This is a genomic window from Microbispora bryophytorum, from assembly GCF_043197435.1.
Taxonomy (GTDB): domain Bacteria; phylum Actinomycetota; class Actinomycetes; order Streptosporangiales; family Streptosporangiaceae; genus Microbispora; species Microbispora bryophytorum.
In genome coordinates, this window is sequence record NZ_JBICTF010000003.1 from 97,653 (window position 1) to 124,073 (window position 26,421).

Genomic DNA, 26,421 nt, shown 5'->3' on the forward strand with positions numbered 1-26,421 from the left:
GCGGGTCCTGCATCGGCAAATCCTCGGGCGGGAATGAGTTGGCCACGGCAGCACAGTATTGGAAGGGACATAAGACCCCACAACGGATCTATCACCATCGGGTATCACGCTTTGACAGGCGGGGTCAGCCCACAAGATCAATCCGCGTCCCCGTTGCGGTCTGCGCTACGCTTGACACGCGTGCCGCCACCCTGCTGAGCGGGCAGCCGTCTCGGAGCGTGAGAGCGCGGAGACCGTGTGCCTCGGACCGCGAAGCAGGGACCCTGCCCCCGGCGGACGCCTTCATCTGTGTGATTCCAGCCGCCTGGCGAGGAGTGGAAGTGGACGAGCCGGTGTACGACCCGCAGGCGCTGCAGGCCAAGTGGCTGCCGCGGTGGGAGGAACTGAACCCCTTCGAGGCGGTCGAGGACCTCGCGGACACCAGGCCGCGCAAGTACATGCTCGACATGTTCCCCTACCCCTCCGGCGACCTCCACATGGGGCACGGCGAGGTCTTCGCGATCGGCGACGTCGTCGCGCGCTACTGGTTCCAGAAGGGCTACAACGTCCTGCACCCCATCGGGTGGGACTCCTTCGGCCTGCCCGCCGAGAACGCCGCGATCAAGCGCAACGCCCACCCCGCCGAGTGGACGTACAAGAACATCGAGACCCAGGCGAACTCGTTCAAGCGGTACGCCATCTCCTTCGACTGGTCGCGGCGCCTGCACACCAGCGACGCGGAGTACTTCCACTGGAACCAGTGGCTGTTCACCCGCTTCTACGAGCGGGGTCTGGCCTACCGCAAGGGCGGCCTGGTCAACTGGTGCCCGCAGGACCAGACCGTGCTCGCCAACGAGCAGGTGGTGGGCGGCAAGTGCGAGCGCTGTGGCGCCGACGTCGTCCGCCGCGAGCTGACCCAGTGGTACTTCAAGATCACTGACTACGCCGACCGGCTGCTCGACGACATGGCGCAGCTGGAGGGCGGCTGGCCGGATCGCGTGCTGACCATGCAGCGCAACTGGATCGGCCGCTCCACCGGAGCCGACGTCCAGTTCCGCATCGAGGGCCGGGACGAGCCCGTCACCGTCTACACCACGCGTCCCGACACCCTGTACGGCGCGACGTTCTTCGTGGTGGCCGCCGACGCCCCGCTGGCCGAGGAGATCGTCGCCCCCGACCGGCGTGAGGCGCTGGCCGCCTACCGCGCCGAGGTCGCCAAGCTCTCCGACATCGAGCGGCTGTCCACGGAGAAGGAGAAGACCGGCGTCTTCCTCGGCGTGTACGCGATCAACCCGGTCAACGGGGAGCGCGTCCCGGTCTGGGCGGCCGACTACGTGCTGTCCGACTACGGCCACGGCGCGATCATGGCGGTGCCCGCGCACGACCAGCGCGACCTCGACTTCGCGCGGAAGTTCGGCCTGCCGGTCAAGGTCGTCGTGCACACCGGCCTGGCCGACCCCGGCGAGACCGGCGTCGCCACCCCGGGCGAGGGCGCCCTGGTGAACTCCGGCCCGCTGGACGGCCTGACGAAGGCCGAGGCGATCCAGAAGATCATCGAGGTCCTGGAGGAGCGCGGCACCGGCAGGGCCGCGGTGAACTACCGGCTGCGGGACTGGCTGCTGTCGCGGCAGCGGTTCTGGGGCACGCCGATCCCGATCATCCACTGCCTGGACTGCGGCGAGGTCCCGGTCCCCGACGACCAGCTCCCGGTCACGCTGCCCGACCTGCGCGGCGCCGACCTCCAGCCCAAGGGCGTCTCGCCGCTGGCGAGCGCCGCCGACTGGGTCAACGTCGAATGTCCGAAGTGCGGCGGCCCCGCGCAACGGGACACCGACACGATGGACACCTTCGTCGACTCCTCGTGGTACTACCTGCGTTACTGCGACCCGCACTTCGACGGTGGGCCGTTCGACGTCGAGAAGGTCCGCAAGTGGGGGCCGATCGACCAGTACGTGGGCGGCGTGGAGCACGCGGTGCTCCACCTGCTGTACTCGCGGTTCTTCACCAAGGTCCTTTACGACATGGGCATGGTCGGCTTCACCGAGCCGTTCCTGCGCCTGCTCAACCAGGGCCAGGTGATCAACCAGGGCAAAGCGATGTCCAAGACGCTGGGCAACGGCGTGGACCTCGGCCAGCAGATCGACGCGTACGGCGTGGACGCCGTGCGGCTGACCATGGTCTTCGCCGGGCCGCCGGAGGACGACATCGACTGGGCCGACGTCTCACCGGCCGCGTCGCAGAAGTTCCTCGCCCGCGCGTTCCGCGTGATGGCCGAGGCCGGTGCGGCCTCCGCTCCGGGCGCCGACCTCTCCGGTGGCGACGTCGAACTGCGCAAGGTCACCCACCGGGCCATCGACGAGGTGACCAAGCTCGTCGAGAGCCACCGGTTCAACGTCGCGGTGGCCCGCATGATGGAGCTGACCACAGCCACCCGCCGGGCGATCGACACCGGGCCGGGCGCGGCCGACCCCGCCGTCCGCGAGGCCGCGCAGACCCTGGCGGTCATGCTGTCGCTGGTCGCGCCGTACGTCGCGGAGGAGGGCTGGGAGCGGCTTGGGCACGCGCCGTCGGTCGCCACGGCCGGCTGGCCCGAGGCGGATCCGGCGCTGCTGGTCCGGGAGTCTGTCACGGCCGTGGTCCAGGTGGCGGGCAAGGTCCGCGACCGGCTGGAGGTCTCCCCGGACATCTCCGAGACCGACCTGCAGGCCCTGGCCCTGGCGTCGGACAAGGTCCGGCCCTACCTGGACGGCGAGCCGCGCAAGGTGATCGTGCGGGTGCCGAAGCTCGTCAACATCGTTCCGTAGCCGGCTACTCCGGCTCCGCCTACCGTGAACGAACCTGTCCGGTACGGCGGAGCCGCCGCCACCCGGCATAGGGTGCACGTGTGGCGAACGGCGCGTACCTGAGATACCCCCACCTGAACGGTGACCTTCTGGCCTTCGTGGCGGATGACGACGTCTGGCTGGCGCCCACGAGCGGCGGCAGGGCGTGGCGCTTCACGGCCGACCGGGTGCCGGTCTCCCACCCCCGGTTCTCCTCCGACGGCGCGCGCATCGCGTGGACGAGCACCCGCGAGGGTGATCCCGAGGTGTTCGCCGCCGGTCTGGACGGCGCCGAGGGCGAGCGGCTCACGCACTGGGGCAACGGCATGACGGGCGTGCGCGGCTGGACCGAGGACGGGAACGTGCTGGCCGTCACCGCCGCGGGTCACGGCTCACGGTCCCGGCAGTGGGCCCACGCGGTGCCGCTGGACGGCGGCCCGGCGACGGCCCTGCCGTACGGCAGGGTCAGCGAGGTCGCGGTCAGCGGCGCCAAGGTGGCCGGCGTCTCGGCGGTATGGCGCGAGCCGTCGCAGTGGAAGCGATACCGGGGCGGCACCGCGGCCAAGATCTGGGTGGACGCCACGGGGGACGGCGAGTTCACCCGCCTGTTCCCCGGCAACCCCGCGCAGCACTGGTCGGTCATGTGGGTGGGGGAGCGCCTGGCCTTCCTCGCCGACACCGACGGCGACGGCAACCTCTACTCCTGCCTGCCCGACGGCTCCGACCTGCGGCAGCACACCGCGCACCGCGGCTTCTACGCGCGGCATGCCGCCTCGGACGGCTCCCGCGTCGTCTACAGCCTCGGCGGCGACCTGTGGCTGCTGGAGAGCCTGGACGCCGAGCCGTACAAGCTGGACGTCACCCTGAGCGGACCGCGCCCGGCCAGGGCCACGTACCCGGCGCCGAACGACGTCGGCGGCTTCGCGCCGGACCGCGTCGGGCGGGCCAGCGTGGTCGAGATCCGCGGCACCGCCCACTGGCTGACCCACCGCGACGGCCCCGCCGGCGTGCTGCGCGCCGAGCCCGGCGTCCGGGTACGGCTGCCGCGGCCCCTCGACTCCTCCTCGCATCCCGAGGCCGGCCGGGCCGTCTGGGTGTCGGACGCCTCCGGCGAGGACGCGCTGGAGATCGGCACGCCCGGCGGTGAGATCCGCACGCTGGCCGCCGGGCAGCTCGGCCGGGTGCTCGACCTGGCCGCCGCGCCGGACGGCGGACACGCCGCGGTCGCCACCCACGACGGGCGGCTGCTGGTGGTGGACCTCGACTCCGGGAACGTCCGCGAGGTGGACCGCACCACCCACGGCGACGTGCGGCACCTCACGTTCTCGCCGGACTCGGCCTGGCTCGCGTGGGCGCACGCCTACCAGCCCTGGCGCTGCCATCTGAAGCTCGCCCGGGTGGACGGCAGCACCGCGATCGAGGTCACCCCGCCGCGCTTCAACGACTACAGCCCGTCCTTCACGACGGACGGCAAGTACCTGGCCTTCCTGTCCGATCGCACGTTCAACCCGGTCTACGACAGTCACGTCTTCGACCTGTCGTTTCCCGCCAGTTGCCGGCCGTACCTGGTGCCGCTCAAGGCCACGACACCCTCGCCGTTCGATCCCTCACTGGCGGGCCGCGGCTTCGGCGGGGAGGACGACACCGGCCCCGACGCCAAGAACGACGCCAAGAACGACGCCAAGAGCGACGGAAAGAGCGACGGCAGGACCGGCCCGCCGCGTCCGACCGAGGTGGACGCCGACGGGCTGGCGGCGCGGATCGTGCCCGTGCCGGTGCCGGCCGGCATCTACTCCAACCTGCGTGCCGCCAAGGGCGGCCTGTTGTGGCTGCGCCATCCGCTCACCGGCGAGCTCGGCGACGGCACCGAGCCCGGCGAGCCGATCCTCGAACGCTACGACCTGGTCAAGCGCAAGGCCGGCGAGCTGGGCAGGGACTTCGGGGCCTTCGAGGTCAGCGGCGACGGCACGCGCCTGGTGGCCACAGGTGGCAACGGCCTGCAGACCCGCGCCACCGGAGACGACGACGAGGTCGTCACCATCGACCTGGACCGCGTGGCCGTGACCGTCGACCCGGTCGCCGAGTGGCGGCAGGCCTACAACGAGGCCGGGCGGCTCATGCGCGACCACTTCTGGCGGGCGGACATGAACGGCGTGGACTGGCCGGCCACGCTCGACCGCTACGCCCTCCTCGTGGAGCGGATCGGCGCCTACTCCGAGCTGATCGACCTGCTCTGGGAGGTCCAGGGCGAGCTGGCCACCTCCCACGCGTACGCGCGGCCGAGCGGAGGCGGCCACGATCCCCGGCGCCGTCAGGGCCTGCTCGGCGCCGACCTCGCCCGGGACGGGAACGGGGTGTGGCGGATCGGCCGCATCCTGCCGGGGGAGTCCTCCGACCATGAGGCCCGCTCGCCGCTGCTCGCGCCCGGCGTCGCCGTCCGGGAGGGCGATGCGATCGTCGCCGTGAGCGGGCGCCCGGTCGATCCGGTCCGTGGGCCGCTGGCACTGCTGTCCGGCACGGCGGGGCGGCCCGTGGAGCTGACCGTCCAGCCCGGTTCGGGCGGCGAGACCCGCCGGGTCGTCGTCACGCCCGTCGCGGACGAGACGCGGCTGCGGTACCACGACTGGGTGGTGGGACGGCGGGAGTTCGTGCGGGAGGCGTCGGGCGGGCGGCTCGGCTACCTGCACGTGCCGGACATGATGTCCACCGGGTGGGCGCAGTTCCACCGGGACCTGCGTGCCGAGATGGGCTTCGACGGGCTCGTCGTGGACATCCGCGACAACGGCGGCGGGCATGTCTCCGAGCTGGTGCTGGAGAAGCTCCAGCGGCGGGTGACCGGGTGGTCGCTGGCCCGGGGGTACGAGCCGGCGCGATACCCGGACGACGCGCCTCGCGGGCCGATCGTGGCGGTCACCGACGAGTTCGCCGGATCGGACGGGGACATCGTCAGTGCCGGAATCAAGAACCGCGGCATCGGACCGCTCGTGGGCACGCGGACCTGGGGCGGCGTGATCGGCATCGACTCCCGTTACTCGCTCGCGGACGGGACCGTCGTCACGCAGCCGCGGTACTCGTTCTGGCTCGAAGGCGAGGGGTGGGGCGTCGAGAACCACGGCGTCGACCCGGACGTCGAGGTCGTCGTGACGCCGCAGGACCTGGTCGCCGGGCGGGATCCGCAGTTGGCCCGGGCGGTGGAGCTGGCACTGGCGGCGCTGCGGGACAGGCATCCGGCCACCCCGCCGGAGTTGCCGCCGCTGGAGTGATCCCGGCGTCGAAACTCGTCGGCATCGTGCCGTGACGGGACGTTGACGATCGGCTGGCCTTCCGGACAAAATTACGCGCGAGCCACAAACTAGTCATATCGATGCAGGCGTGCGGTCAGGGCATGCCGCGACCACCACCGCTCCGGCGGTGGTCTGGGGTGCGCGCCTGACCGCATGGCTCGCCGTCGGCGTGCGTGCCCCACGTGGGAGGCACGTCTTGTACAGACGAATTCTCGGCGGGCTGGCAACGGCCGCCGCGATGGCGGCGACGGTTCTCGTCGTCACGGGGTCGCCGGCGAACGCCGCCGGCACGGGCACCGGCTACCTGCACACCAGCGGCAACAAGATCGTCGACAGCACCGGCGCCACGGTCCGGCTGACCGGCATCAACTGGTTCGGCATGGAGACCGACAACAAGACCTTCCACGGGCTGTGGGCGAACAACCCGTGGAAGAGCCAGCTCGACCTCATGGCGAACCTGGGCTACAACACCATCCGGGTGCCGTTCTCCGACGACGCGCTGAAGCCGGGCGCGCAGGCGACGAGCGTCAACACCTACTCCAACCCCGACCTGATCGGCCTGTCCCCGCTGCAGATCCTCGACAAGGTCGTGGACTACGCGGGCCAGAAGGGCATGCGGATCATCCTCGACCGGCACCGGCCGACCAGCGCGGGCCAGACGGCGCTGTGGTACACCTCGGGCGTCCCCGAGTCCACCTGGATCAACGACTGGAAGTCGCTGGCCCAGCACTACGCCGGCAACACCACCGTCATCGGGGCCGACCTGCACAACGAGCCGCACGCGGACGGCACCAACCCGAACGCGACCGGCTCCTGCTGGGGCTGTGGCGACGAGTCGCGCGACTGGCGCCTGGCGGCCGAGCGCGCGGGCAACGCCATCCTGTCCGTGCAGTCCAACTGGCTGATCTTCGTGGAGGGCGTGAGCTGCCCCAGCGGCGGCCTGTCCAACGTCTGGGACAACGACACCAGCAACGACGAGGACTGCGGCTGGTGGGGCGGCAACCTCACCAAGGCCGGGCAGTACCCGGTCCGGCTGAACGTGGCCAACCGGCTCGTCTACTCGCCCCACGAGTACGCCACCTCGGTCTTCCACCAGACCTGGTTCGACGACCCGTCGTACCCGGCCAACATGCCGGCCATCTGGGACAAGTACTGGGGCTACCTGTACAAGCAGAACATCGCGCCGATCATGGTGGGCGAGTTCGGCACCACGCTCGCCAGCAACATCGACAAGGTCTGGCTTCAGGAGCTCATGAAGTACATGGGCAGCGGGGTGAACGGCATGTCGTTCACCTACTGGTCGTGGAACCCCAACTCGGGGGACACGGGCGGCATCCTGAAGGACGACTGGGCGACGGTCGACCAGGCCAAGCAGAGCATCATCTCGCCCTACCTGATCCCGCCGACCGGTGGCGTCAACCCGTCGCCGCCGGTGTCGCCGTCGGCCTCGCCCTCGCCGAGGGTCTCCCCGTCGGTTTCACCGTCTCCCTCTCCGTCGGCCTCGCCCTCGCCGAGGGTGTCGCCGTCGCCCTCTCCCTCCGCGTCGCCGTCGGCGTCTCCTTCGTCGCCGGGCGGGAAGACCTGCACCGCCACCTACAAGGTCGCCAACCAGTACCCCGGCGGCTTCCAGGGTGAGGTCACGGTCAACGCGGGTTCCTCGGCCATCTCGGGCTGGACCGTGAAGTGGGCCTTCCCGAACGGCCAGAGCATCAGCCAGCTCTGGAACGGCACGCTCAGCGCGAGCGGGTCGAACGTCACGGTGACGAACATGTCCTACAACGGCACGCTGGCCGCCGGGGCCTCGACCATGTTCGGCTTCAACGGCAGCTGGTCCGGCAGCAACGGCGTTCCGTCCACGGTGACCTGCACGGCGAGCTGAGCGGGCGCGTCACGTCAGTGCGGCGGCGATCCTGGACAGGATCTCCTCCAGGATCGCCGCCGAGGTCGCGAAGTTGAGGCGGGCGAAGGTGTCGCCGCCTCCGTAGTTCGGGCCCGGGTTGAGCTTGACCCGGGCCTCCCGTTCGAGGAAGTGCGCCGCGCCGGGCACGCCGAAGTCGAGCCACGCGAGATAGGTGGCCTCGGGCATGCGGTACCCCACCGACGGGAGCCGCTCGGCGATGCGCCTGCGGTTGCGGTCCAGGATCGCCAGCACCTCCTCCAGCCACGCGTCGCCGTGCCGCCACGCCGCGACTGTGGCCTCCACGCCGAGAACGCTGGGCGCCCCGTAGATGTGGGCGGGCTGGCGGCCGAGCGCGTCCCTGGCGTCCTTCGCGCCGATGTGGGCGACCGAGCAGTGCAGTCCGCCCATGTTGAAGGCCTTGCTGGCGGAGGTCAGCGTGACCGTGCGCTCGGGCAGGATCGTGGCGAACGGGATGTGCCGGGCAGGGGCGTACGTCAGGTCGGCGTGGATCTCGTCGGAGATCACCAGCGTGCCGTGCCGGTCGGCGTACGCCGCGACCGCATCGAGCTCCTCACGGGTGAACGAGCGGCCCGACGGGTTCTGCGGGTTGACCAGCAGGAGCACCCGGACGGGCGCACCGGGCACCTCGAACCTGCCGTCGGCCGTCAGCGGCATGGGCACCAGGCGGCGGTTCATCGCGGTGATCGTGGTGAGGAAGGGGTCGTAGGCCGGAACGTGCAGCGCCACCGCGTCGCCGGGGTCGGTCATGACGTGCAGCAGCACCTGGAGGGCCTGGTTGAGGTCGGTGTAGGACCGCACGTGCGCCGGATCGGCTCGCCAGCCGTACCGCGCCTCCATGCGCTCGGCGAACGCCTCCGCCAGGGGCCCGGCGGTGGGCTCCTCCAGCCAGGCGGGATAGCCGAGGTCCGTGGCGGCACGTCTCGCGATCGCTTCCGTGACCGCCTCGGGCACGGGGAAGTCCATGTCGGCGACCCAGGCGGGGATGACGCCGGATGCGGCGTGGGCCCATTTGATTCCGTCACGCCGGCGGGCCGCGTCCAGGGACAGTGAGTCAAGTTTCACCCGACTCACCCTAATTGCCGATAATTGACCGCCTGAAAGGCGGCCGCCGCGCCCCGCGGTGCGTTGTACCGCGGGGCGCCGGCGCGGCTACAGCTTGCGCAGGACGGCCGTGACCTTGCCGAGCACGGTGGCCTCGTCGCCCGGGATCGGCTCGTAGTTGGGGTTGTGCGGCACCAGCCACACGTGCCCGTCCTTGCGCTTGAACGTCTTCACGGTGGCCTCGCCGTCGATCATCGCGGCCACGATGTCGCCGTTGTCGGCGACCGGCTGCTGCCGCACCACGACCCAGTCGCCGTCGGCGATGGCGGCCTCGATCATCGAGTCGCCGGAGACCTGGAGCAGGAACAGCGTGCCCTCGCCCACGAGCTGCTTGGGCAGCGCGAACACGTCCTCGATGCTCTGCTCGGCGAGGATGGGCCCACCGGCCGCGATGCGGCCGACCAGCGGCACGTAGGCCGCGGTGGGCCGGTTGAACCCGGCCTCCTCCTCGGAGGTGGCGTCCGGGTCCACCCACAGCACCGGCTCGCCCGGCAGCCGGACCTCCAGGGCCCGGGGCCGATGGGGATCACGCCGGAGGTAGCCCTTACGCTGGAGCGCCGTGAGCTGGTGCGACACGCTGGAGGTGCTGGTCAGCTGGACCGCTTCCCCGATCTCCCGCATGGACGGCGGATAGCCGCGCTGCTGGACCGAGTCGCGGATCACCTCAAGGATCTTCCGCTGCCTGGGGGTGAGGCCAAGCGAGTCGCGCCTGCGAACCGCGAGGTCGCTGACGCCATCCGCTTGCTCACTTCGGTCACTCACGATGCCACCTCTCGATCCGTGTTCCTCATGTCGCACAGAGCGACCGTACCGCGATTCAAGATCGCCGTCAAACAATTGTTCGATATCCAGCGAAATCACCGATCTCGCCGTCCACCTCATCGTACGGGAGTTCGATCGATCCCGTGTTCGATTTACCCGATCTTCTCTGGCCGCAGTACGCCCAGGTCAGGGGCCGTGCGGAAATGGGCTGGGGAAAGGCGGGTAAAGGGCGTATTCCGCGCCGGTGGGGCAGGTGGTGCGGCCGTGACTGGAGGCGCGACACGCGCGCCGAACAGGAACTTCCATGGCCAACGCCGGTTCGACTTGCGTTCAAGGTCGGGCGCTCCTACGGTTGGACCACAACATCTAGTAGTCACACCGGTGTAAGTTCACCACACCTTGTGTTCAGGATGGGCGTTCAGGGAGGCGATGACGTGCACTGTCCGTTCTGTCGCCACCCGGACACCCGGGTCGTGGACAGCCGCGCGGCCGAGGACGGGGCGGCGATCCGTCGCCGGCGCACCTGTCCCGAGTGCGGGCGCAGGTTCACCACGCAGGAGACCGTACTGCTGATGGTGAGCAAGCGCAGCGGGGTCACCGAGCCGTTCTCCCGGGAGAAGGTCATCGCCGGCGTGCGGCGGGCCTGCCAGGGACGCCCGGTCGGCGAGGACTCCCTCGCCCAGCTCGGGCAGCGCGTCGAGGAGAGCATCCGGGGCACCGGCGCGGCCGAGATCGCCTCCCACGAGGTGGGCCTGGCCATCCTGGGCCCGCTCCGTGACCTCGACGAGGTGGCCTACCTGCGCTTCGCGTCGGTCTACCGCAGCTTCGAGACGCTTGCGGACTTCGAGGCGGAGATCGAGCGGCTCCGCGTGGCCCACGGCACGGCGGGCGAGGAGTAGGCGCCTTCCGGGGGACCGGGACGAGGCGGGCGGCGGCGCGCGACGGCGCGGCGCGACGATGTGGTTATAACGAGCGTGGTCCGGAGAAGGGGCTCCATCGGGCCCTGGGAGGGGGAAGTCATGACGGAGACCGTGAGCGGCACCGTATCGGGTGCGGGGGGTCGGCCGGGCAAGCGCCCGCGCAAGGGCCTGAAGATGAAGCGCATCTTCACCACCCCGGGTGTTCACCCGTACGACGAGGTCCGCTGGGAGCGGCGCGACGTCGTGATGACGAACTGGCGGGACGGCTCGGTCAACTTCGAGCAGCACGGCGTGGAGTTCCCGGACTCCTGGTCGGTCAACGCGGCCAACATCGTCACCACCAAGTACTTCCGCGGGGCGGTGGGCACCCCCCAGCGCGAGTCGAGCCTCAAGCAGCTCGTCGACCGGGTCGTGGGCGTCTACACCAGGACCGGCGTCGAGAACGGCTACTTCGCCTCCGACGAGGACGCGGAGATCTTCGACCACGAGCTCAAGCACGCGCTGATCCACCAGATCTTCAGCTTCAACTCCCCGGTGTGGTTCAACGTCGGCACCCTCTCCCCCCAGCAGGTGAGCGCGTGCTTCATCCTGGCCGTGGACGACACGATGGAGTCGATCCTCGACTGGTACAAGGAAGAGGGCGTGATCTTCAAGGGCGGTTCGGGCTCGGGGGTCAACCTCTCCCGCATCCGATCGTCCAAGGAGCTGCTGTCCAGTGGGGGCACGGCCAGCGGCCCGGTCTCCTTCATGCGCGGCGCCGACGCCTCCGCCGGCACCATCAAGTCGGGCGGCGCCACCCGCAGGGCGGCCAAGATGGTCGTGCTCGACGTGGACCACCCCGACATCGAGGAGTTCATCGAGACCAAGGCGCGCGAGGAGGACAAGGTCCGCGCGCTGCGCGACGCCGGGTTCGACATGGACCTCGGCGGCAAGGACATCGTGTCCGTCCAGTACCAGAACGCCAACAACTCGGTGCGGGTCTCCGACGAGTTCATGCGCGCCGTCGAGGCCGGCGGGAGCTTCGGCCTGCGGGCCCGGCTCACCGGAGAGGTCATCGAAGAGGTCGAGGCGCGGTCGCTGTTCCGCAAGATGGCCCAGGCCGCCTGGGAGTGCGCCGACCCCGGCCTGCAGTACGACGACACGATCAACGACTGGCACACCTGCCCGGAGACCGGGCGCATCACGGCCAGCAACCCCTGCTCGGAGTACGTCCACCTGGACAACTCCTCGTGCAACCTCGCGTCGATCAACCTGCTGAAGTTCCTGCGTGACGACGACTCCTTCGACGTCGGCGCCTTCGTGAAGATCACCGAGCTGATCATCACCGCGATGGACATCTCGATCACCTTCGCCGACTTCCCGACGGAGAAGATCGCCGAGACCACCCGGGCGTACCGCCAGCTCGGCATCGGCTACGCGAACCTGGGCGCGCTGCTGATGGCGACCGGCCACGCGTACGACTCCGACGGCGGCCGGGCCATCGCGGCCGGGATCACCTCGCTGATGACCGCCGTGTCCTACCGCCGCTCGGCCGAGATCGCCGGGATCGTCGGCCCGTACGACGGCTACCAGCGCAACGCCGAGCCGCACAAGCGGGTCATGCGCAAGCACGCCGCGGCCAACGACGACCTGCGCACGCTCGACGCCATGGACAAGGACCTGCACGCCGAGGCCACCCGGCAGTGGCAGGAGTGCCTCAAGCTCGGCGAGCGGAACGGCTACCGCAACGCCCAGGCGTCGCTGCTGGCCCCGACCGGCACCATCGGCCTGATGATGGACTGCGACACCACCGGCATCGAGCCCGACCTGGCGCTGGTGAAGTTCAAGAAGCTCGTCGGCGGCGGCTCGATGCAGATCGTCAACCAGACGATCCCGCGGGCGCTGCGCCGGCTCGGCTACCTTGAGGAGCAGGTCGAGGCCATCGTCGAGTACATCGCCGAGCACGGTCACGTCGTGGACGCCCCCGGCCTGCGGCCGGAGCACTACGAGGTGTTCGACTGCGCGATGGGCGAGCGGGCCATCGCCTCGATGGGCCACGTCCGGATGATGGCGGCCGTCCAGCCGTTCCTGTCCGGCGCCATCTCCAAGACCGTGAACCTGCCGGAGTCGGCCACGGTGGACGACATCGAGCAGGTCTACCTGGAGGGCTGGAAGCTCGGCCTCAAGGCCCTGGCCGTCTACCGCGACAACTGCAAGGTCGGTCAGCCGCTGTCGATCGCGAAGAAGGCCTCCGGGGAGGCCCCTGCCGAGGCGTCCGCCGAGAAGGAGCCGATCGTCCAGGTCGTGGAGGTCGCGCGGCCGACCAGGCGGCGGATGCCGAACCAGCGGCCGAGCACCACCACCCGCTTCACCGTGGGCGGCGCGAAGGGCTACATGACCGCCTCGTCCTATCCTGACGACGGCCTGGGCGAGGTCTTCCTCAAGATGTCCAAGCAGGGCAGCACGCTCGCGGGCGTGATGGACGCCTTCTCCGTGGCGATCTCGATCGGTCTCCAGTACGGCGTGCCGCTGGACACGTACGTGCAGAAGTTCGTCAACATGCGCTTCGAGCCGGCGGGCATGACCGACGACCCCGACGTCCGGATGGCGCAGTCGGTGATGGACTACATCTTCCGGCGGCTCGCGCTCGACCACCTGCCGTACGAGGACCGGGCGGCCCTGGGCATCTTCTCCGCCTCCGAGCGGGCCGCGCAGCAGCGCGGCGAGGACCCGGCCGCGCTCCAGGATCTGGACACCGCCGCCCTGGCGCAGTCGGCGCCAATCGAGAACGGGAAGGCCGTGCCCGTCGAGAAGGCGCAGCCGGCGCCGGTCGAGGCCAAGCCCGCCGAGGGGCCGTCCGCCGGGCAGGTCGTGCCGGTGGCGGTGCCTGAGCCGCGCCGGGTCGGCGCCTCGCTGGAGAGCCACCAGGGCCGTACGGCGGACGCGCCGCTGTGCATGACCTGCGGCACGAAGATGCGACCGGCCGGCAGCTGCTACGTCTGCGAGGGCTGCGGCAGCACCAGCGGCTGCAGCTGAGCCCGGAAAGACCGGGCAGGGCTCCAGTGATCTGCCCATGACGGATGCCTCCCACCCGGGTGCGGGTGGGAGGCATCCGTCATGGACCGTGGCGGTCACGCGGTCCGGGTGGCCGGTGATGCGAGCGCGGGCCGGTGGGGGAGTTCACCCCGGACCGGCCTGACCAGCGACGGGACCTTCTCGAACGGGCCGTCGTCGTCCTTCACGACACGCCGGCCGGGGGAATGACACCGGCGGCGGCCGTGTTGCCCCAGCCATGGTTATTGGACTCATCGGCAGTGGGAAGATCGGCGGCACCCTCGCGAAGCTGGCGGTCGACGCCGGGCACTCGGTGGTGCTGAGCAACTCCCGCGGGCCGCACACGCTTTCCGAACTCGTCGCCGAGTTGGGCCCGAACGCACGCGCGGCCACCGCGGCCGAGGCCGCGGCGGCGGGGGACATCGTGGTCGTGACGATTCCCTTCGGCAGATACCGGGAGGTGCCGGTAGAGCCGCTGGACGGCAAGATCGTCATTGACACGAACAACTACTACTTCGAGCGGGACGGTCACTTCCCCGAGATCGACGCGGGGGAGACCACGGACAGCGAGGTGCTCGCCGCGCATCTGCCGGGGTCGCGGGTCGTGAAGGCGTTCAACTCCATCAACTTCGCTCACCTCGCCGAGCAGGGTCTGCCCGCGGGCGCGGAGAACCGGCGGGCGCTGCCGATCTCGGGCGACGACGCCGAGGCCAAGAAGGTGGTCACCGAGCTGACCGACTCGTTCGGCTTCGACGTGGTGGACGCGGGCCCGCTCGCGGAGGGACGGCGGTTCCAGCGGGACAAGCCCGCCTACGGCCCCCGGCTCACCGCCGCCGAGCTGCGCGACGCCCTCGCGCGAGGCTGACGGATCAGGCCGGGGCGAACGTCTGGCGGGTGCCGGTCTCCGCGGAGCGGCGGATCGCGTCGAGCAGGCCGTGCAGACGCAGGCCGCGGGCGAAGTCCGGCACCCGCCCCTCGCCCGTCCGCAGGTCGGCGGCGACCGCGCCGTAGAGCCCGGCGACGTTGCGCCCGTCGCCCACCGCGCCGGGCACCTGGACGTACTCCCCGGGAATCGGCAGCTCTTTCCACGCGCCGCCCGACGTCCCGTCCGCGCGGGCGGCGGTGGCCGAGATCGGAGTTGCTGGTCAGGCGGTGCTGGTCGGCCGGTCCTGGTCAGCAGGTCCTGGTCAGCAGGTCCTGGTCAGCAGGACCTGCTCAGCCGGTCCTGGTCAGCCGGTCCTGGTCAGTCGGCTTCAAAGGCGAGCCGGTCGGTCAGCCAGCGATGGAACTTGATCGAGAACCTCACCCAGTGGGCCACCATCGTGGTCAGGTGCTCCCTGGTCACGCCGGCCCCGATGTAGACCTGCGAGTCGCCGACGAGCCGGATCGTGCCGTTGTCCTGGGTGAACGCGTACACCTTCGGCCACATCGTGTCCGCGTTCCACTCGTTGAGCGCCGTGAGCAGCATCGGCTTGTCGTCCACCGAGTAGTTCCTTTCGTAGAAGGTCCGCACGGTGAACAGGTCTCCTTCCTTGCCGAACAGGAAGAAGATCGTGAGGTAGGCGGTGGAGATCGCCAGGTCGCCCTCTGTATCTATCGTGTGCTCGATGTCCAGCTCGTCGAGGATCTCCTCAAGGAGGTCCCGGTCCGGCTGGACGACCGCTGGGGAAGGCGTCACCGCTCCATCCTGCCGCATCGGGCGGTCGGCAATGAGGCGGATGTGACAGACGATCCGGCGGAGGAGTCCAGTGGCCACATCTCCACATCTCCGCCTGTCCACGGCTTCACCGCCCTGAACGGGGCAGGCCAGGCCCCCCTGACCGTGGGTGTGGGCGTGCGTGGTGGGCGGTCGTCGGAGTCGCCGTCTCGTGGAGACGCGTCAGCCCGGGAAGTCTCCGGGGGGCCCCGGGCGTGCGGCGATCCCGGCCACGAGCGCCGTGATGTCCCCCGCCAGGGCGGCGTCGAGCGGGGCGTGCCGGTTGAGCAGCCGATACCACATGACCCCGAAGATCATGTCGATCAACAGGTCAAGGTCGGCGCCGGGGGGTGGCGGCATCCGCTCCAGCACCGCACGCAGGGCGCCGCGCCGCGGGCCGATCAGCCGCTCCCGCAGCCGCTCGCCCAGGGCCGGATCGCTCTGGGCCTCCGCCATGAGGCCGGCCACGACTCTGCCGACCACGCCGTCCGCCAGCGCGAAGGTCTCGCGCAGGAACGTCTCCAGGTCGGTCTCCGAGGGAGCCCGGGCGCTTGTGACGAGGTCGGTCATCGCCTCCAGCAGCACGTCGGCCTTGGTGTCCCACCAACGGTAGAGCGTCTGCCTGCCGGTTCCCGCCTCCTCGGCGATGCCCTTCAGCGTCACGTTCGGATATCCGTCGCGCTCGCACAGCCGCAGCGCGGCCTCGAGTATCGCCCGGCGTGCCTGCTCGCTGCGTGGCCTCCCCACCATGCCGCCACTTTACAGGACACCGTGTCTCGATTTAGGGTTTCGAGGCATGATGTCTCGTATCAAGGAGAGTTCGATGAGTGAACGTGTGGTGATCGTCGGGGGCACGAGCGGCATCGGCCTGGCCACCGCCGTACGGCTGGCAGCGTCGGGCCGCGAGGTCGTCGTCACCGGCCGTACGCCGGAACGGCTGGAGCGGGCGGTCAAGGAGATCGGGGAGCGGGGCTCCGGTGTGGTGGCCGACGCCCGCGACCCGGAGGCGATGCGGGACCTGTTCGCCGAGGTTGGCCCGGTGGACCATGTGGTGCTCAACGTGTCCGGCCGGAAGGGGGCCGGTCCGTTCCGGTCGCTTTCGCCCGACGACCTGCGCGGGGCCCTGGAGGGCAAGCTGATCGCGCAGGTGGTCGCCGCCCAGGCGGCGCTTGCGGCGCTGCGGCGGGACGGGTCGCTGACGTTCGTGGCGGCGGCCAGCGCGAACAACGCGCTGGCCGGAGTGGCCGGGCTCGCGGCGGTGAACGGCGCCATCGAGTCGATGGTCCCGGGACTCGCGGTGGAGCTCGCCCCGGTCAGGGTCAACGCGGTGTCGCCCGGTGTGGTCGACACCGAATGGTGGGACTGGCTGGGGGACGACCGGCAGGGCGTGCTCGACGGGTTCGCCGCCGCCACCACGGTCGGCCGGATCGGCACGCCCGCCGACGTGGCGAACGCGATCGCGTACCTGATCGAGACGGGTTACGCGACGGGCACGGTGCTGACCGTCGACGGCGGCGTCCGCCTCAAGCCGAGCGTCCAGTCGTGACGGCGGCCCGCCGCGACAGGCCGTACGGCGCCGGGGTCAGTGGGGTGTGGTGCGGGCGAGGATGTGCGGCGGGACGGGATGGGCGGCGGCCTGCGGGTCGGTCAGGGGAGCCTGCCACGACCGGGTGAGCGGCAGGATCCCGGCCCACACGTCGTGCGGGTCGTCGGCGTCGTCTGGGTGGCCCTCGCGCACCTTGACCGACGCCTCGGCGAGCGGGACCGCGAGGATCGTCGTGGCGGCCAGTTCCTTGCGGTTCGGCTGCCGGGCGTAGTCCCACTGGCCGGGGGTGGCATGCTCGGTCAGGAGCCGCAGGGCGGCGAGCTTCTCGTCGCCCTCCAGCACGCGCGGGACGCCGTAGATCATCGCACTGCGGTAGTTCACGCCGTGCTCGAAGACCGACCGGGCCAGCACGAGGCCGTCGACGTGGGTGATCGTCACGCAGACCGTCGTGCCGCGGGTGAGGCTGCGGCTGGCCACCGAGCCGTGCACGTACAGATGGTCGTCGTCGTAGCCGTACACCGTCGGCACCACCATGGGATCGCCGTCCACGACGACGCCGAGGTGACAGACGAACCCGGCGCGGAGCACCGAGAGCAACACCTCCCGGTCGGTGCGGCCCTGCTCCCGCAGCCGGCGGTGCCGGGTCCGCTCGGTTGCCGACAGATCACCCATGAGGGGAATTCAACCAGTAAAAGCCTGCGGCCCGTCCGGCGGAACGCCGGACGGGCCGTCTCGTAGACAGCTGCGGACAACCGGCTCAGGCGGCGGACGTCGGCCCGGACGTCCTCGGGAACCGGATGACGTTCCCGCCCGTGTAGGCCTTGAGATCGACGATCTTCCGGTCCGTCCTGTCCCGCTTGGGCCTGCGGCGCAGTGCGGTTGTGATGTCCCTGACCTTGGCGAGCGACGGCACCACCGTGACCATGTTCGTTTCCCCCCGACCGTGATGGTTCCGTGATCTTTCCGGTATAGATATCGCAGAACCGGTAAAACGGGCGTAAAGCCTCCGGCGTCACACGCCTCCGGCCCTGTTCGGCCAGCCGGTCGCATAGGCACGGTTCAGTACGGAAGCGGCCGTCCGGAGGGGGTGCGCAGGTCGAGATCGGCGACGGGACGACGGACGCGGCGGGGCGTGCGGATCGTGCGACGTCTCATGGCGTTCCTCCTTCCATGATGTTAGGCAGACTATTCGCCCCGCGTGCCGCCGTCCTCCCGTTTTCACTCAGCCGGCTCGGCGGGGTCCGGCGCCACCTCGGTGAGGAGGGCCCGTTCTGTCCGGGCCCGGACAGAACGGGCCCGGTCAGAATGGGGGAGGCGAGGACGGGCCCGGTGATGATGGCACCGCGACCACCAGCCAGCCGGTCACGTCCCTGATCTCTTCACCGCCGTCGGCGGCCGTGGCGGAGCGCAGCCGCAGCCAGGCGTCCTGCACAACGTCCGTGGCCTCGTCGAGGCTGCCGAGCAGCCCGTACGCGACACCTCCTCAGGGTGTGACATCCCCTGACGGAGGAGTCAGGCCGACTCCCTCACGATGAGGCGGGTGGGCAGGATCACCGGGTCCACCGGGCCGCCTCCGTCGACGAGCGTGAGCAGCAGCCGTACGGTCTCCTCCGCGACCTCGGCGAGCGGCTGGCGGATCGTGGTGAGCGGCGGGTGTGTGGTGGCGGCGACCGACGAGTCGTCGAAGCCGCCCACGGCCACGTCGCCGGGCACCTGCCGTCCGGCCGCGCGCAGCGTGGACAGCGCGCCGGCCGCCATGAGGTCGGAGGCCACGAAGACCGCGTCGAGGTCGGGCGTGCGCTCGATCAGCCGGGCCATCGCGCTCTCGCCGCTGAGCTGGGTCCAGTCGCCGTGCTCGATCAGTTTTCTGGAGGCCTTCCTGCCGAGCACGTCGGCGAAGCCCTCCAGACGCTGGATGCCGCCCGGCGTGTCCATCGGACCGGTGATCGTGGCGATCTTCCTGCGGCCCTGCTCGACCAGGTAGCGGGTCATCTGCCGGGCGCCCTCGCGGTCGTCGGCCGCGGCGTAGGGGATCACGTTCTCCTTGCCGATCACCGCGCCGCAGGCGACGGCCGGGATGCGCAGCGACTCCAGCTCGTCCACGAGCGGGTCGCCCGCGTGCGTGGACATCAGCAGCACCCCGTCGGCGTGGCCGCCGCGCACGTAGCGCACCACCCGCTCGCGGTCGCCGTCGTCCCCGGCCAGCATGATGACGAGGGAGACGTCCCGCTCGCCGAGCCGCCGGATCGCCGTACGGATCGTGGTGCTGTAGTTGGGGTCCTCGAAGACCTTTTCGTGCGGCTCCGACAGCACCATCACCACCGACCCGGTCCGCTGGGTGACCAGGCTGCGCGCGTTGCGGTTGACGATGTAGCCGGTCTCGGCGATGGCACGGCGCACGGCGGCGTGGGCGGCGGGGCTCACGTACCGGTCGTCGTTGAGCACCCGGGAGACGGTGCCCCGGGAGACGCCCGCCGCCGCGGCCACGTCATGAATGGTCGGACGTTTCGCCATGGTCGTATTTTCCCCCCGCGGATCAGCGTGTTTCCCCGCGCCCATCAGCTTTTCACGGCCCCGCCGGACAGGTCCGTACGCCAATAGCGCTGCATCGTGAGGAACAGCGCGATCAGCGGGATGAGCGACAGCATGGTCCCCGTGATGATCAGGTTGTACAGCGACGGCTGGCCGGCGCCCGCGGCGAGCAGCGTGTAGAGGCCGACCGTCAGCGGGAACCTCTGGTCGTCGCCCAGCATGATGAACGGCAGCAGGAAGTTGTTCCAGATCGCGACGAACTGGAACAGGAAGATCGTCACCATGCCCGGCGTCAGCAGCGGCAGCGCCACCCGCTGGAACAGCCGCCACTCGCCCGCGCCGTCCAGGCGGCCCGCCTCCAGCAGCGAGCCGGGGACCGCCGCCTGCGAGTAGATCCTGGCCAGATAGATGCTGTACGGGTGGAGGATCTGCGGCAGCAGCACCGACCAGTAGGTGCCGGCCAGGCCCGCCTTGGAGAACAGCAGATACTGCGGGATCGCCAGCACGACCGACGGCACCAGGATGCCGCCGATGAGCAGGTTGAAGATCAGGCCGCGGCCGGGGAAGGAGTACTTCGCGAGCGTGTACCCCGAGATCGTGGACACCGCGGTCGACAGCACCGCGCCGCCCCCGGCGTACAGGAGGGTGTTGAGCAGCCAGAGCCAGAAGACGCCGTCGCGGTAGGCGAACAGGTCGGCCAGGTTGGACAGCAGCCCGGTGCCGGGCGCGAAGGTCGAGGTGGAGAACAGCTCGCCCTCGGACTTGGTGGACGCGACCACGACCCAGCTCACCGGAAACAGGGTGTAGATCGCGCCGAGCACGAGCACCCCGGTCGGCGCGAGCCCCAGCGGTCGGCGCGGCGACGGGCGGGCGGGTCCGCGGGACCCCGGCAGCGCGGCGGCCATCAGCTCTCCCCGAACGCGTGGTTCTTCACGACCCGCAGGAAGCCGAACGACAGCACGAGGGAGATCCCGGCGATCACCATGGACGTCGCGGCGGCGGAGTACAGGTCGCCGGTGACGAACGCGTCGCGGTACACCTTCATCAAGGGGCTCCAGGTCGAGCTGATCGTGTTCGTCAGCGGACGCAGGGTGGTCGGTTCCGTGAACACCTGGACGGTCGCGATGACGGAGAACACCGTGGTCAGGGTGATCGACGGCACCAGGATCGGGATCTTGATGCGCAGCGCGATGCCCAGCTCGCTCGCGCCGTCGATCCTGGCCGCCTCGTAGTACTCCCGCGGCACGGCCCGCAGGTTCGTGTAGAGCACCAGCATGTTGAAGCCGGTGCCGCCCCAGACCGCCACGTTCGCCATCGAGAACGTCACCAGGCCGGCGCTCAGGAACGAGTGCTCGCCGAGCGGGCTGAGGCTGGGCAGGTAGAGGAAGCCCCACATCAGCGTCGCCGCCACCCCCGGCACGGCGTACGGCAGGAAGATCGAGATCCGGGTAAGGCGGGCGAGCCGCACGTGCGCCGTGTCGAGCATGAGCGCGAACACGAGGGCGAGCCCCAGCATCAGCGCCAGCACGAGCGCGCCGTATCCGAGGACGCGCAGCCAGCCGGCCCACAGCTCGCCGTCGCCGACGGCGGCGGCGTAGTTGGCGAGCCCGGCGAAGACCTCCGTGCGGGCCCCCTTGCCGAGGCCCAGGCCGGAGACCTTGGTGCGCCGCAGGCTCAGATAGATCGTGTAGCCGATGGGCAGGGCCATGAAAAGCGTGAACAGCGCCATCGCCGGGGCGAGGAACAGGTAGGGCACGGCGCCCGCACGGCCCGCACGGCCGGCGCGGGCGCCTGTCTTCGTGGATCGCATCGTCACTGGGCGAGGGTGAAGCCGGACTTGCGCATGTCGGCGACGGTGGCGTCCTGCATGCCCTGAACGGCGGCGGCGAAGTCGGACTTGTCGGCGACGGCCTTGTCGAAGGCGTCTCTGTAGGCGTTGTACGTCACGTTGACGTTCGGGCCGAAGGTGAAGCCGCGGGCGGTGGCGCCGATGTCGGCCGCCTGCTTCCAGAAGTCGGGCTGGTTGGAGAAGTAGTCGGGAGCCTCGGTCATCAGCGCGGCGCCCTTGGCGGAGGCCGGGTAGACCGCGCCCTCCTTGATCAGCAGTCCGAGCGCCTGCGGATCGGTGTTCAGCCAGGTGGCGAACGTCGCGGCGGCCGCCTTGTTGGGCGACTTGGCGGCGACGGCGGTGGAGGAGCCGCCCCAGAAGCCGCTGTGGTTCTCACCCGCGTTCCACTGCGGCAGCGGGGCGACGGCCCACTTGCCCGCGGCCTTCGGCGCGTTGCTCGACAGCACGCCGGGGCCCCACACCGCCGACGGCCAGGTGAGCAGCCTGCCGTCGTTGAGCGCCTTGTTCCACTCGGGGGTGAAGTAGGGCATGCCGTCGATGACGCCCTCCTTCACCAGGCCGCCCCAGTAGGAGGCGACCTTCGTGGTGGCCTCGTCGTTCACCGCGACCTTCCACGCGTCGCCGCTGATCGACCACCACTGCGCGCCCGCCTGCTGGGAAAGCCCGGCGAACCAGCCTGGGTCCTTGCTGGAGAACGTGCCGAGGAAGACCTTGGGGTCCTTCTTGTGCACGGTGCGGGCGGCCTCGGCGTACTCGTCCCAGGTCTTCGGCACCTCGATGCCGTACTTCTCGAACAGGTCCTTGCGGTAGTAGAGCATCATCGGCCCGCTGTCCTGGGGGACCGCGTAGACGGCGTCGGTGCCGAGGGTCACCAGCCCCCAGACGCCCTCGCCGAACTCGGCCTTCGCCTGCGCGGTCTCCGCCTTCAGATCGGCGACCGCGTCGGCGGCGACGAAGGAGGGGAGCATCTGATACTCGGCCTGGACCAGGTCGGGCGGGTTGCCCGCCTTGGCGGCGGTGAGGAACTTGGCCGCCGCGTCATCGCCCCCCGCCTGCTTGCTGACCGTGACCTGGATGTCGGGGTGGGCCTGGTTCCACACCGCGACGATCGTGTCCATGTTCGGAACCCAGGTCCAGTAGGTCAGCTTCACCGGTCCGGCCGGCGCCGCGCTCTGGCTCGCTGCCTCGGCGGACGGCTCGTCGGAGCCGCCCGAGCAGGCCGTCGAGAGCGCGGCGGTGAGGATCGCGACCGCCGCCAGTGCTAACCGGTTCACGCGCATATGTTCCTCCAGGCAGGTGGGGGAGGGGGGCAAGAGGCGGATCTGTCTGGGAGCGTTCACAGACTGAAAGGTCCCTTCCATGCTGTCAATGGTCGTTACGCGGTTGTTAGCGACCCTCGCTGATCAGCGCTAATCGATCGAACCTTCTCGGTGGAACGGTTGTGCGCTACTGTGCACGTTCACAGAAGGAGAATCGAGGGGGGAGACGTGCCCGGATATCCCGTCCTGCCCGAGGGTCTCGCCTATGGCGGGGACTACAACCCCGAGCAGTGGCCGGAGAAGGTGTGGCGGGAGGACGTCCGCCTGATGCGCGAGGCCGGGGTGAACCTGGTCACCGTCGGCGTCTTCAACTGGGGACTGATCGAGCCACAGGAGGGCGAGTACGACTTCTCCCGGCTCGACCGGATCCTCGACCTGCTCCACTCGGCCGGGGTGTACGCCGACCTCGCCACCCCCACCTCCTCGCCGCCCACGTGGTTCCGCCGCCGCTATCCCGGCAGCCGCCTGGTGGACAGGGAGGGCCACGTGCTCGGCGGCGGCTCCCGGCACAGCTTCTGCCCGAGCTCCCCCGACTACGCCGCGGCGTCCGAGCGGGTCGTCGCCGCCCTCGCCGCGCGGTACGCCGGCCACCCCGCCCTGGCGATGTGGCACGTGCACAACGAGTACGGCTGGGCCAACGCCCACTGCTACTGCCCGGCGTCGGCCGAGGCGTTCCGGGCGTGGCTGCAGGACAGGTACGGGGACGTGGGCGCGCTCAACGCCGCCTGGGGCACCACCTTCTGGGGGCTGACCTACGGCGCGTTCGAGGAGGTCGATCCGCCCGCCGCCGCGCCGGTGGGCCTGCTCACCGGGCTCCAGCTCGACTTCATGCGGTTCTCGGTCGACGCGCACATCGCCTGCTTCCGCAGGGAGCGCGAGACGATCCGGCGGTTCAGCGACCTGCCCGTGACGACCAACTTCATGATCCCCAACTGCAAGCCCATGGACTACTGGCGCTGGGCGGCCGAGGTCGACGTGGTGGCCAACGACCACTACCTCGACTCGGCCAGGGCCGATCCGCACATCGAGCTCGCCATGGCCGCCGACCTGACCCGGTCGGTCGCCGGGGGCCGCCCCTGGATGCTGATGGAACACTCGACGGGCGCGGTCAACTGGCAGCCGCGCAACCTCGCCAAGCGGCCGGGGGAGATGCGCCGCAACACCCTCGCCCACGTGGCGCGCGGTTCGGACTCGGCGATGTTCTTCCAGTGGCGGGCCTCCCGATACGGCGCGGAGAAGTTCCACTCGGCGATGGTGCCGCACGCCGGTTCCGACTCCCGGATCTGGCGCGACGTGGTGGCGCTCGGCGCTGACCTCGGCAGGCTCGCCGGAGTCAGGGGCGCGCGGGTGGCGGCCGAAGTCGCCGTCGTGTGGGACTGGGAGTCCTACTGGGCGCTCGAATTCGAGTGGCGGCCCTCGGCCGACCTGCGCTTCCGGGAACGGATCGAGGCCTACTACGAGGCGCTGTGGCGCGAGCACGTCACCGTCGACTTCGTGCACCCATCGGCCGACCTGTCGCCGTACCGGCTGGTCGTCGCGCCCAGCTCCTACCTGCTCGGCGAGGCGCCGGCGAAGAACCTGCACCGCTACGTGGAGGCGGGCGGGCACCTGCTTGTGTCATATTTCTCCGGCATTGTGGACGAGAACGACACCATCCACCCGGGGCCGTACCCCGGGGCGCTGCGAGAGGTGCTTGGCGTGGCCGTCGAGGAGTTCCATCCGCTTCGCGAGCACGAGACGGTCGCGCTGCGGCCGCCGAAGTCACCCGGGCCCGAGTCACCCGGGCCCGAGTCATCCTGGCCCGGGTCGCCTGGGCCCGAATCGCCTGGGCGCGAGTCGTTCAAGCCGGAGCCATTCAAGCCCAGTGCGACCGGCCGGATATGGTCCGAGCGGGTGCGGCCGGCGGGGGCGCGGACCGTGCGGGAGTTCGCCGACGGGCCCGACGCCGGGCATCCCGCCGTCACCCGGCACGACCTGGGTGCGGGCAGCGGATGGTATGTGTCCACCGCGATGGACGCCGAGTCCGGCCTGCGCGATCTCGTCGCGGAGGTGCTCGACCACGCGGGCGTGTCCCGGCCGCGCGGCCTGCCCGACACGCTGGAACTCGTACGGAGGGGCGACCATCTGTTCCTCATCAACCACGCGGACGCGCCGGTGACGGTGGACGGGGTGAGGGGCGCCGGCGTGCTCGACGGCGCCGCGTACGACGGTTCGGCGACGGTGCCCGCCGGGGGCGTCGTGGTCGTCCGCACATGAGCGCCCGGCGTCGTGCCGCACCTGACGCGGCGGCGTGATGCCGGGGACCCGGGGGATTTCCGCTGACGTCCTCTCCTGACCGGAGGATCCGATGGTTAGACACCTGGCGGCCCTGCTGTGCGCGGCCGCCGCACTCCTCGCTCCACTCACCCCACCCATCGCCGCCGCCGCGCCCGCGCACGCCGCGGTTCCGGACACTGCGGTTCCAGACGCCGCGGTTCCAGACGCCGCGGTTCCAGACACCGCGGTTCCGGACGCCGCGGTTCCAGACACCGGCGGCCCGAGGCCGGGCGGCGGGCCTCCGCTCCCGATCCGGGGCGCCGACGTGTCGAGCCTCGCCAAGTCCGAGGCGCTCGGCGGGGCGTACCGTTACGCGAACGGGCGGCGGGGCGACGCGCTGGCGATCCTGCGGCACGACGGGCTGAACTACATCCGGCTCAAGGTGTGGGTGAACCCCGCCGACGGCTACAACGACAGGAGCCGGGTGCTGGCGGTCGCGAAGCGGGCCAAGGCGCTCGGCATGGGCCTGCTCGTGGACTTCCACTACTCCGACTCCTGGGCCGACCCCGGCAAGCAGAACAAGCCCGCCGCATGGGAGTCGCTGTCGTTCGACGAGCTGAAGCAGGCGCTCTACGACCACACCTACGACGTGCTGAGTGCGCTGAAGGCGCAGGGCACGACCGCCGACATGGTGCAGGTGGGCAACGAGCTCAACGGCGGCCTGCTGTGGCCCGACGGCCGCTGGGACAACTGGCCGCAACTCGCCGCCCTGCTCAACGCGGGATACGACGCGGTCAAGGCGGTCTCCGGCCGCACCAAGGTCGTGCTGCACCTCGCGGACGGCGGCGACAACGGCCTCTACCGGTGGTGGTTCGACAACGCCGCGGCCAACGGCATCCGCTACGACGTGATCGGGCTGTCGTACTACCCGTACTGGCACGGCACGATGGCCGCCTTCCAGGCCAACCTGAACGACGTCGCCGCCCGGTACGGCAAGCCGGTCGTGGTGGCCGAGACGGCCTACCCGTTCACCACGGGCGACGACGACGGCTGGGCGAACACCGTCGCATCCGCCGAGCCTTACCCCGGATATCCGGCGACTCCCGCGGGCCAGGCGGCGTTCGCCCGGGACCTGATGAACATCGTCCGGGCGGTGCCCGGCGGGCGCGGGCTGGGGGCCTTCTGGTGGGAGGCCACCTGGACCGGGGTGAAGGGCAACGGCTGGGATCCCGCCGACCCGGCGTCGGGCAACGCCTGGGAGAACCAGGCTCTGTTCGGCTTCGACGACCGGGCACTGCCCGCGCTGCGGGAGTTCGCCCGCCGCTGAGTCAAGGCTCCCTCGTCGTGACGACCTGACCTTGTCACGGCGGGGGTATCGGGGGCGTCCACCCATCCTCTCCT

21 protein-coding genes are annotated in these 26,421 nt (G+C 70.5%); 9 read left to right on the forward strand and 12 right to left on the reverse strand.

Going from position 1 to position 26,421, the window contains the following annotated elements; genetic code table 11:
- Nucleotides 1-320 precede the first annotated feature (320 nt).
- The 3 genes from leuS (at nucleotide 321) to ACGFIB_RS09905 (ending at nucleotide 7,964) form a co-directional block, all read left to right on the forward strand.
- Nucleotides 321-2,783 (forward strand): leucine--tRNA ligase, encoded by a 2,463-nt coding sequence (leuS, locus tag ACGFIB_RS09895; protein WP_393370213.1) that lies wholly within the window; start codon nucleotides 321-323, stop codon nucleotides 2,781-2,783.
- Nucleotides 2,784-2,863: 80 nt separating this feature from the next.
- Nucleotides 2,864-6,064 (forward strand): S41 family peptidase, encoded by a 3,201-nt coding sequence (locus tag ACGFIB_RS09900; protein WP_393370216.1) that lies wholly within the window; start codon nucleotides 2,864-2,866, stop codon nucleotides 6,062-6,064.
- Nucleotides 6,065-6,281: 217 nt separating this feature from the next.
- The gene (locus tag ACGFIB_RS09905) at nucleotides 6,282-7,964 is read left to right on the forward strand and encodes a cellulase family glycosylhydrolase (RefSeq protein WP_393370219.1); all 1,683 of its coding nucleotides are present in this window, start codon (nucleotides 6,282-6,284) and stop codon (nucleotides 7,962-7,964) included.
- A 9-nt stretch (nucleotides 7,965-7,973) separates the two neighbouring features.
- Here ACGFIB_RS09905 and ACGFIB_RS09910 read toward each other — a convergent pair whose 3' ends face one another.
- Both ACGFIB_RS09910 and lexA read right to left on the reverse strand, forming a co-directional pair.
- Nucleotides 7,974-9,068 carry a MalY/PatB family protein gene (locus tag ACGFIB_RS09910; protein WP_393370222.1) on the reverse strand — a complete coding sequence of 365 codons (1,095 nt, stop codon included), beginning with the start codon at nucleotides 9,066-9,068 and terminating at the stop codon, nucleotides 7,974-7,976.
- An 87-nt stretch (nucleotides 9,069-9,155) separates the two neighbouring features.
- Nucleotides 9,156-9,872, reverse strand: coding sequence for a transcriptional repressor LexA (gene lexA / locus ACGFIB_RS09915; RefSeq protein ID WP_167538760.1), 717 nt, complete (start codon nucleotides 9,870-9,872; stop codon nucleotides 9,156-9,158).
- Nucleotides 9,873-10,303: 431 nt separating this feature from the next.
- On the opposite strand from lexA, the gene nrdR reads away from it, so the two are divergent.
- The 3 genes from nrdR to ACGFIB_RS09930 all read left to right on the forward strand — a co-directional run bounded on the left by nrdR (nucleotide 10,304) and on the right by ACGFIB_RS09930 (nucleotide 14,687).
- A complete protein-coding gene (nrdR, locus tag ACGFIB_RS09920; RefSeq protein ID WP_142573118.1) occupies nucleotides 10,304-10,768 on the forward strand; it encodes a transcriptional regulator NrdR in 465 nt (154 codons plus the stop codon).
- 120 nt (nucleotides 10,769-10,888) lie between these two features.
- On the forward strand, nucleotides 10,889-13,804 hold the full coding sequence (locus ACGFIB_RS09925; protein ID WP_393370225.1) for a vitamin B12-dependent ribonucleotide reductase: 2,916 nt from the start codon (nucleotides 10,889-10,891) through the stop codon (nucleotides 13,802-13,804).
- Between the two features lie 256 nt (nucleotides 13,805-14,060).
- Nucleotides 14,061-14,687: an NADPH-dependent F420 reductase gene (locus ACGFIB_RS09930; protein WP_142573114.1), complete on the forward strand. Its 627-nt coding sequence runs from the start codon at nucleotides 14,061-14,063 to the stop codon at nucleotides 14,685-14,687.
- A gap of 4 nt (nucleotides 14,688-14,691) precedes the next feature.
- On the opposite strand, the gene ACGFIB_RS09935 is transcribed toward ACGFIB_RS09930, so the two are convergent.
- The 3 genes from ACGFIB_RS09935 to ACGFIB_RS09945 form a co-directional block, all read right to left on the reverse strand.
- The gene (locus ACGFIB_RS09935; RefSeq protein ID WP_393370229.1) at nucleotides 14,692-14,874 is read right to left on the reverse strand and encodes a hypothetical protein; all 183 of its coding nucleotides are present in this window, start codon (nucleotides 14,872-14,874) and stop codon (nucleotides 14,692-14,694) included.
- A 191-nt stretch (nucleotides 14,875-15,065) separates the two neighbouring features.
- Nucleotides 15,066-15,500: a type III secretion system chaperone family protein gene (locus tag ACGFIB_RS09940; RefSeq protein WP_167748359.1), complete on the reverse strand. Its 435-nt coding sequence runs from the start codon at nucleotides 15,498-15,500 to the stop codon at nucleotides 15,066-15,068.
- A gap of 201 nt (nucleotides 15,501-15,701) precedes the next feature.
- Complete coding sequence (locus ACGFIB_RS09945) at nucleotides 15,702-16,268, reverse strand: TetR/AcrR family transcriptional regulator (protein WP_393370232.1); 567 nt, start codon at nucleotides 16,266-16,268, stop codon at nucleotides 15,702-15,704.
- A gap of 73 nt (nucleotides 16,269-16,341) precedes the next feature.
- On the opposite strand from ACGFIB_RS09945, the gene ACGFIB_RS09950 reads away from it, so the two are divergent.
- Nucleotides 16,342-17,064: an SDR family oxidoreductase gene (locus tag ACGFIB_RS09950; protein ID WP_142573108.1), complete on the forward strand. Its 723-nt coding sequence runs from the start codon at nucleotides 16,342-16,344 to the stop codon at nucleotides 17,062-17,064.
- Between the two features lie 36 nt (nucleotides 17,065-17,100).
- Here the strand turns inward: ACGFIB_RS09950 and ACGFIB_RS09955 are convergent, their stop codons facing one another.
- From ACGFIB_RS09955 to ACGFIB_RS09985, 7 genes are all read right to left on the reverse strand, one after another.
- Complete coding sequence (locus tag ACGFIB_RS09955; RefSeq protein WP_357245828.1) at nucleotides 17,101-17,736, reverse strand: pyridoxamine 5'-phosphate oxidase family protein; 636 nt, start codon at nucleotides 17,734-17,736, stop codon at nucleotides 17,101-17,103.
- Between the two features lie 85 nt (nucleotides 17,737-17,821).
- On the reverse strand, nucleotides 17,822-17,989 hold the full coding sequence (locus ACGFIB_RS09960) for a hypothetical protein (RefSeq protein ID WP_167748358.1): 168 nt from the start codon (nucleotides 17,987-17,989) through the stop codon (nucleotides 17,822-17,824).
- A 375-nt stretch (nucleotides 17,990-18,364) separates the two neighbouring features.
- The gene (locus ACGFIB_RS09965; protein WP_308424429.1) at nucleotides 18,365-18,496 is read right to left on the reverse strand and encodes a hypothetical protein; all 132 of its coding nucleotides are present in this window, start codon (nucleotides 18,494-18,496) and stop codon (nucleotides 18,365-18,367) included.
- Between the two features lie 80 nt (nucleotides 18,497-18,576).
- Nucleotides 18,577-19,578, reverse strand: coding sequence for a LacI family DNA-binding transcriptional regulator (locus ACGFIB_RS09970; protein ID WP_142573104.1), 1,002 nt, complete (start codon nucleotides 19,576-19,578; stop codon nucleotides 18,577-18,579).
- Between the two features lie 44 nt (nucleotides 19,579-19,622).
- Complete coding sequence (locus tag ACGFIB_RS09975; RefSeq protein ID WP_142573102.1) at nucleotides 19,623-20,501, reverse strand: carbohydrate ABC transporter permease; 879 nt, start codon at nucleotides 20,499-20,501, stop codon at nucleotides 19,623-19,625.
- Nucleotides 20,501-21,406 (reverse strand): carbohydrate ABC transporter permease, encoded by a 906-nt coding sequence (locus tag ACGFIB_RS09980; protein WP_393371443.1) that lies wholly within the window; start codon nucleotides 21,404-21,406, stop codon nucleotides 20,501-20,503. The genes ACGFIB_RS09975 and ACGFIB_RS09980 overlap by 1 nt, the downstream gene beginning before the upstream one ends.
- A 2-nt stretch (nucleotides 21,407-21,408) precedes the next feature.
- Nucleotides 21,409-22,725 (reverse strand): ABC transporter substrate-binding protein, encoded by a 1,317-nt coding sequence (locus ACGFIB_RS09985; protein ID WP_393370239.1) that lies wholly within the window; start codon nucleotides 22,723-22,725, stop codon nucleotides 21,409-21,411.
- 207 nt (nucleotides 22,726-22,932) lie between these two features.
- On the opposite strand from ACGFIB_RS09985, the gene ACGFIB_RS09990 reads away from it, so the two are divergent.
- Nucleotides 22,933-25,020, forward strand: a complete 2,088-nt coding sequence (locus tag ACGFIB_RS09990; RefSeq protein WP_393370243.1) for a beta-galactosidase — start codon at nucleotides 22,933-22,935, stop codon at nucleotides 25,018-25,020.
- A gap of 91 nt (nucleotides 25,021-25,111) precedes the next feature.
- The gene (locus ACGFIB_RS09995) at nucleotides 25,112-26,347 is read left to right on the forward strand and encodes a glycoside hydrolase family 53 protein (RefSeq protein ID WP_393370246.1); all 1,236 of its coding nucleotides are present in this window, start codon (nucleotides 25,112-25,114) and stop codon (nucleotides 26,345-26,347) included.
- The last annotated feature ends 74 nt before the right edge of the window (nucleotides 26,348-26,421 follow it).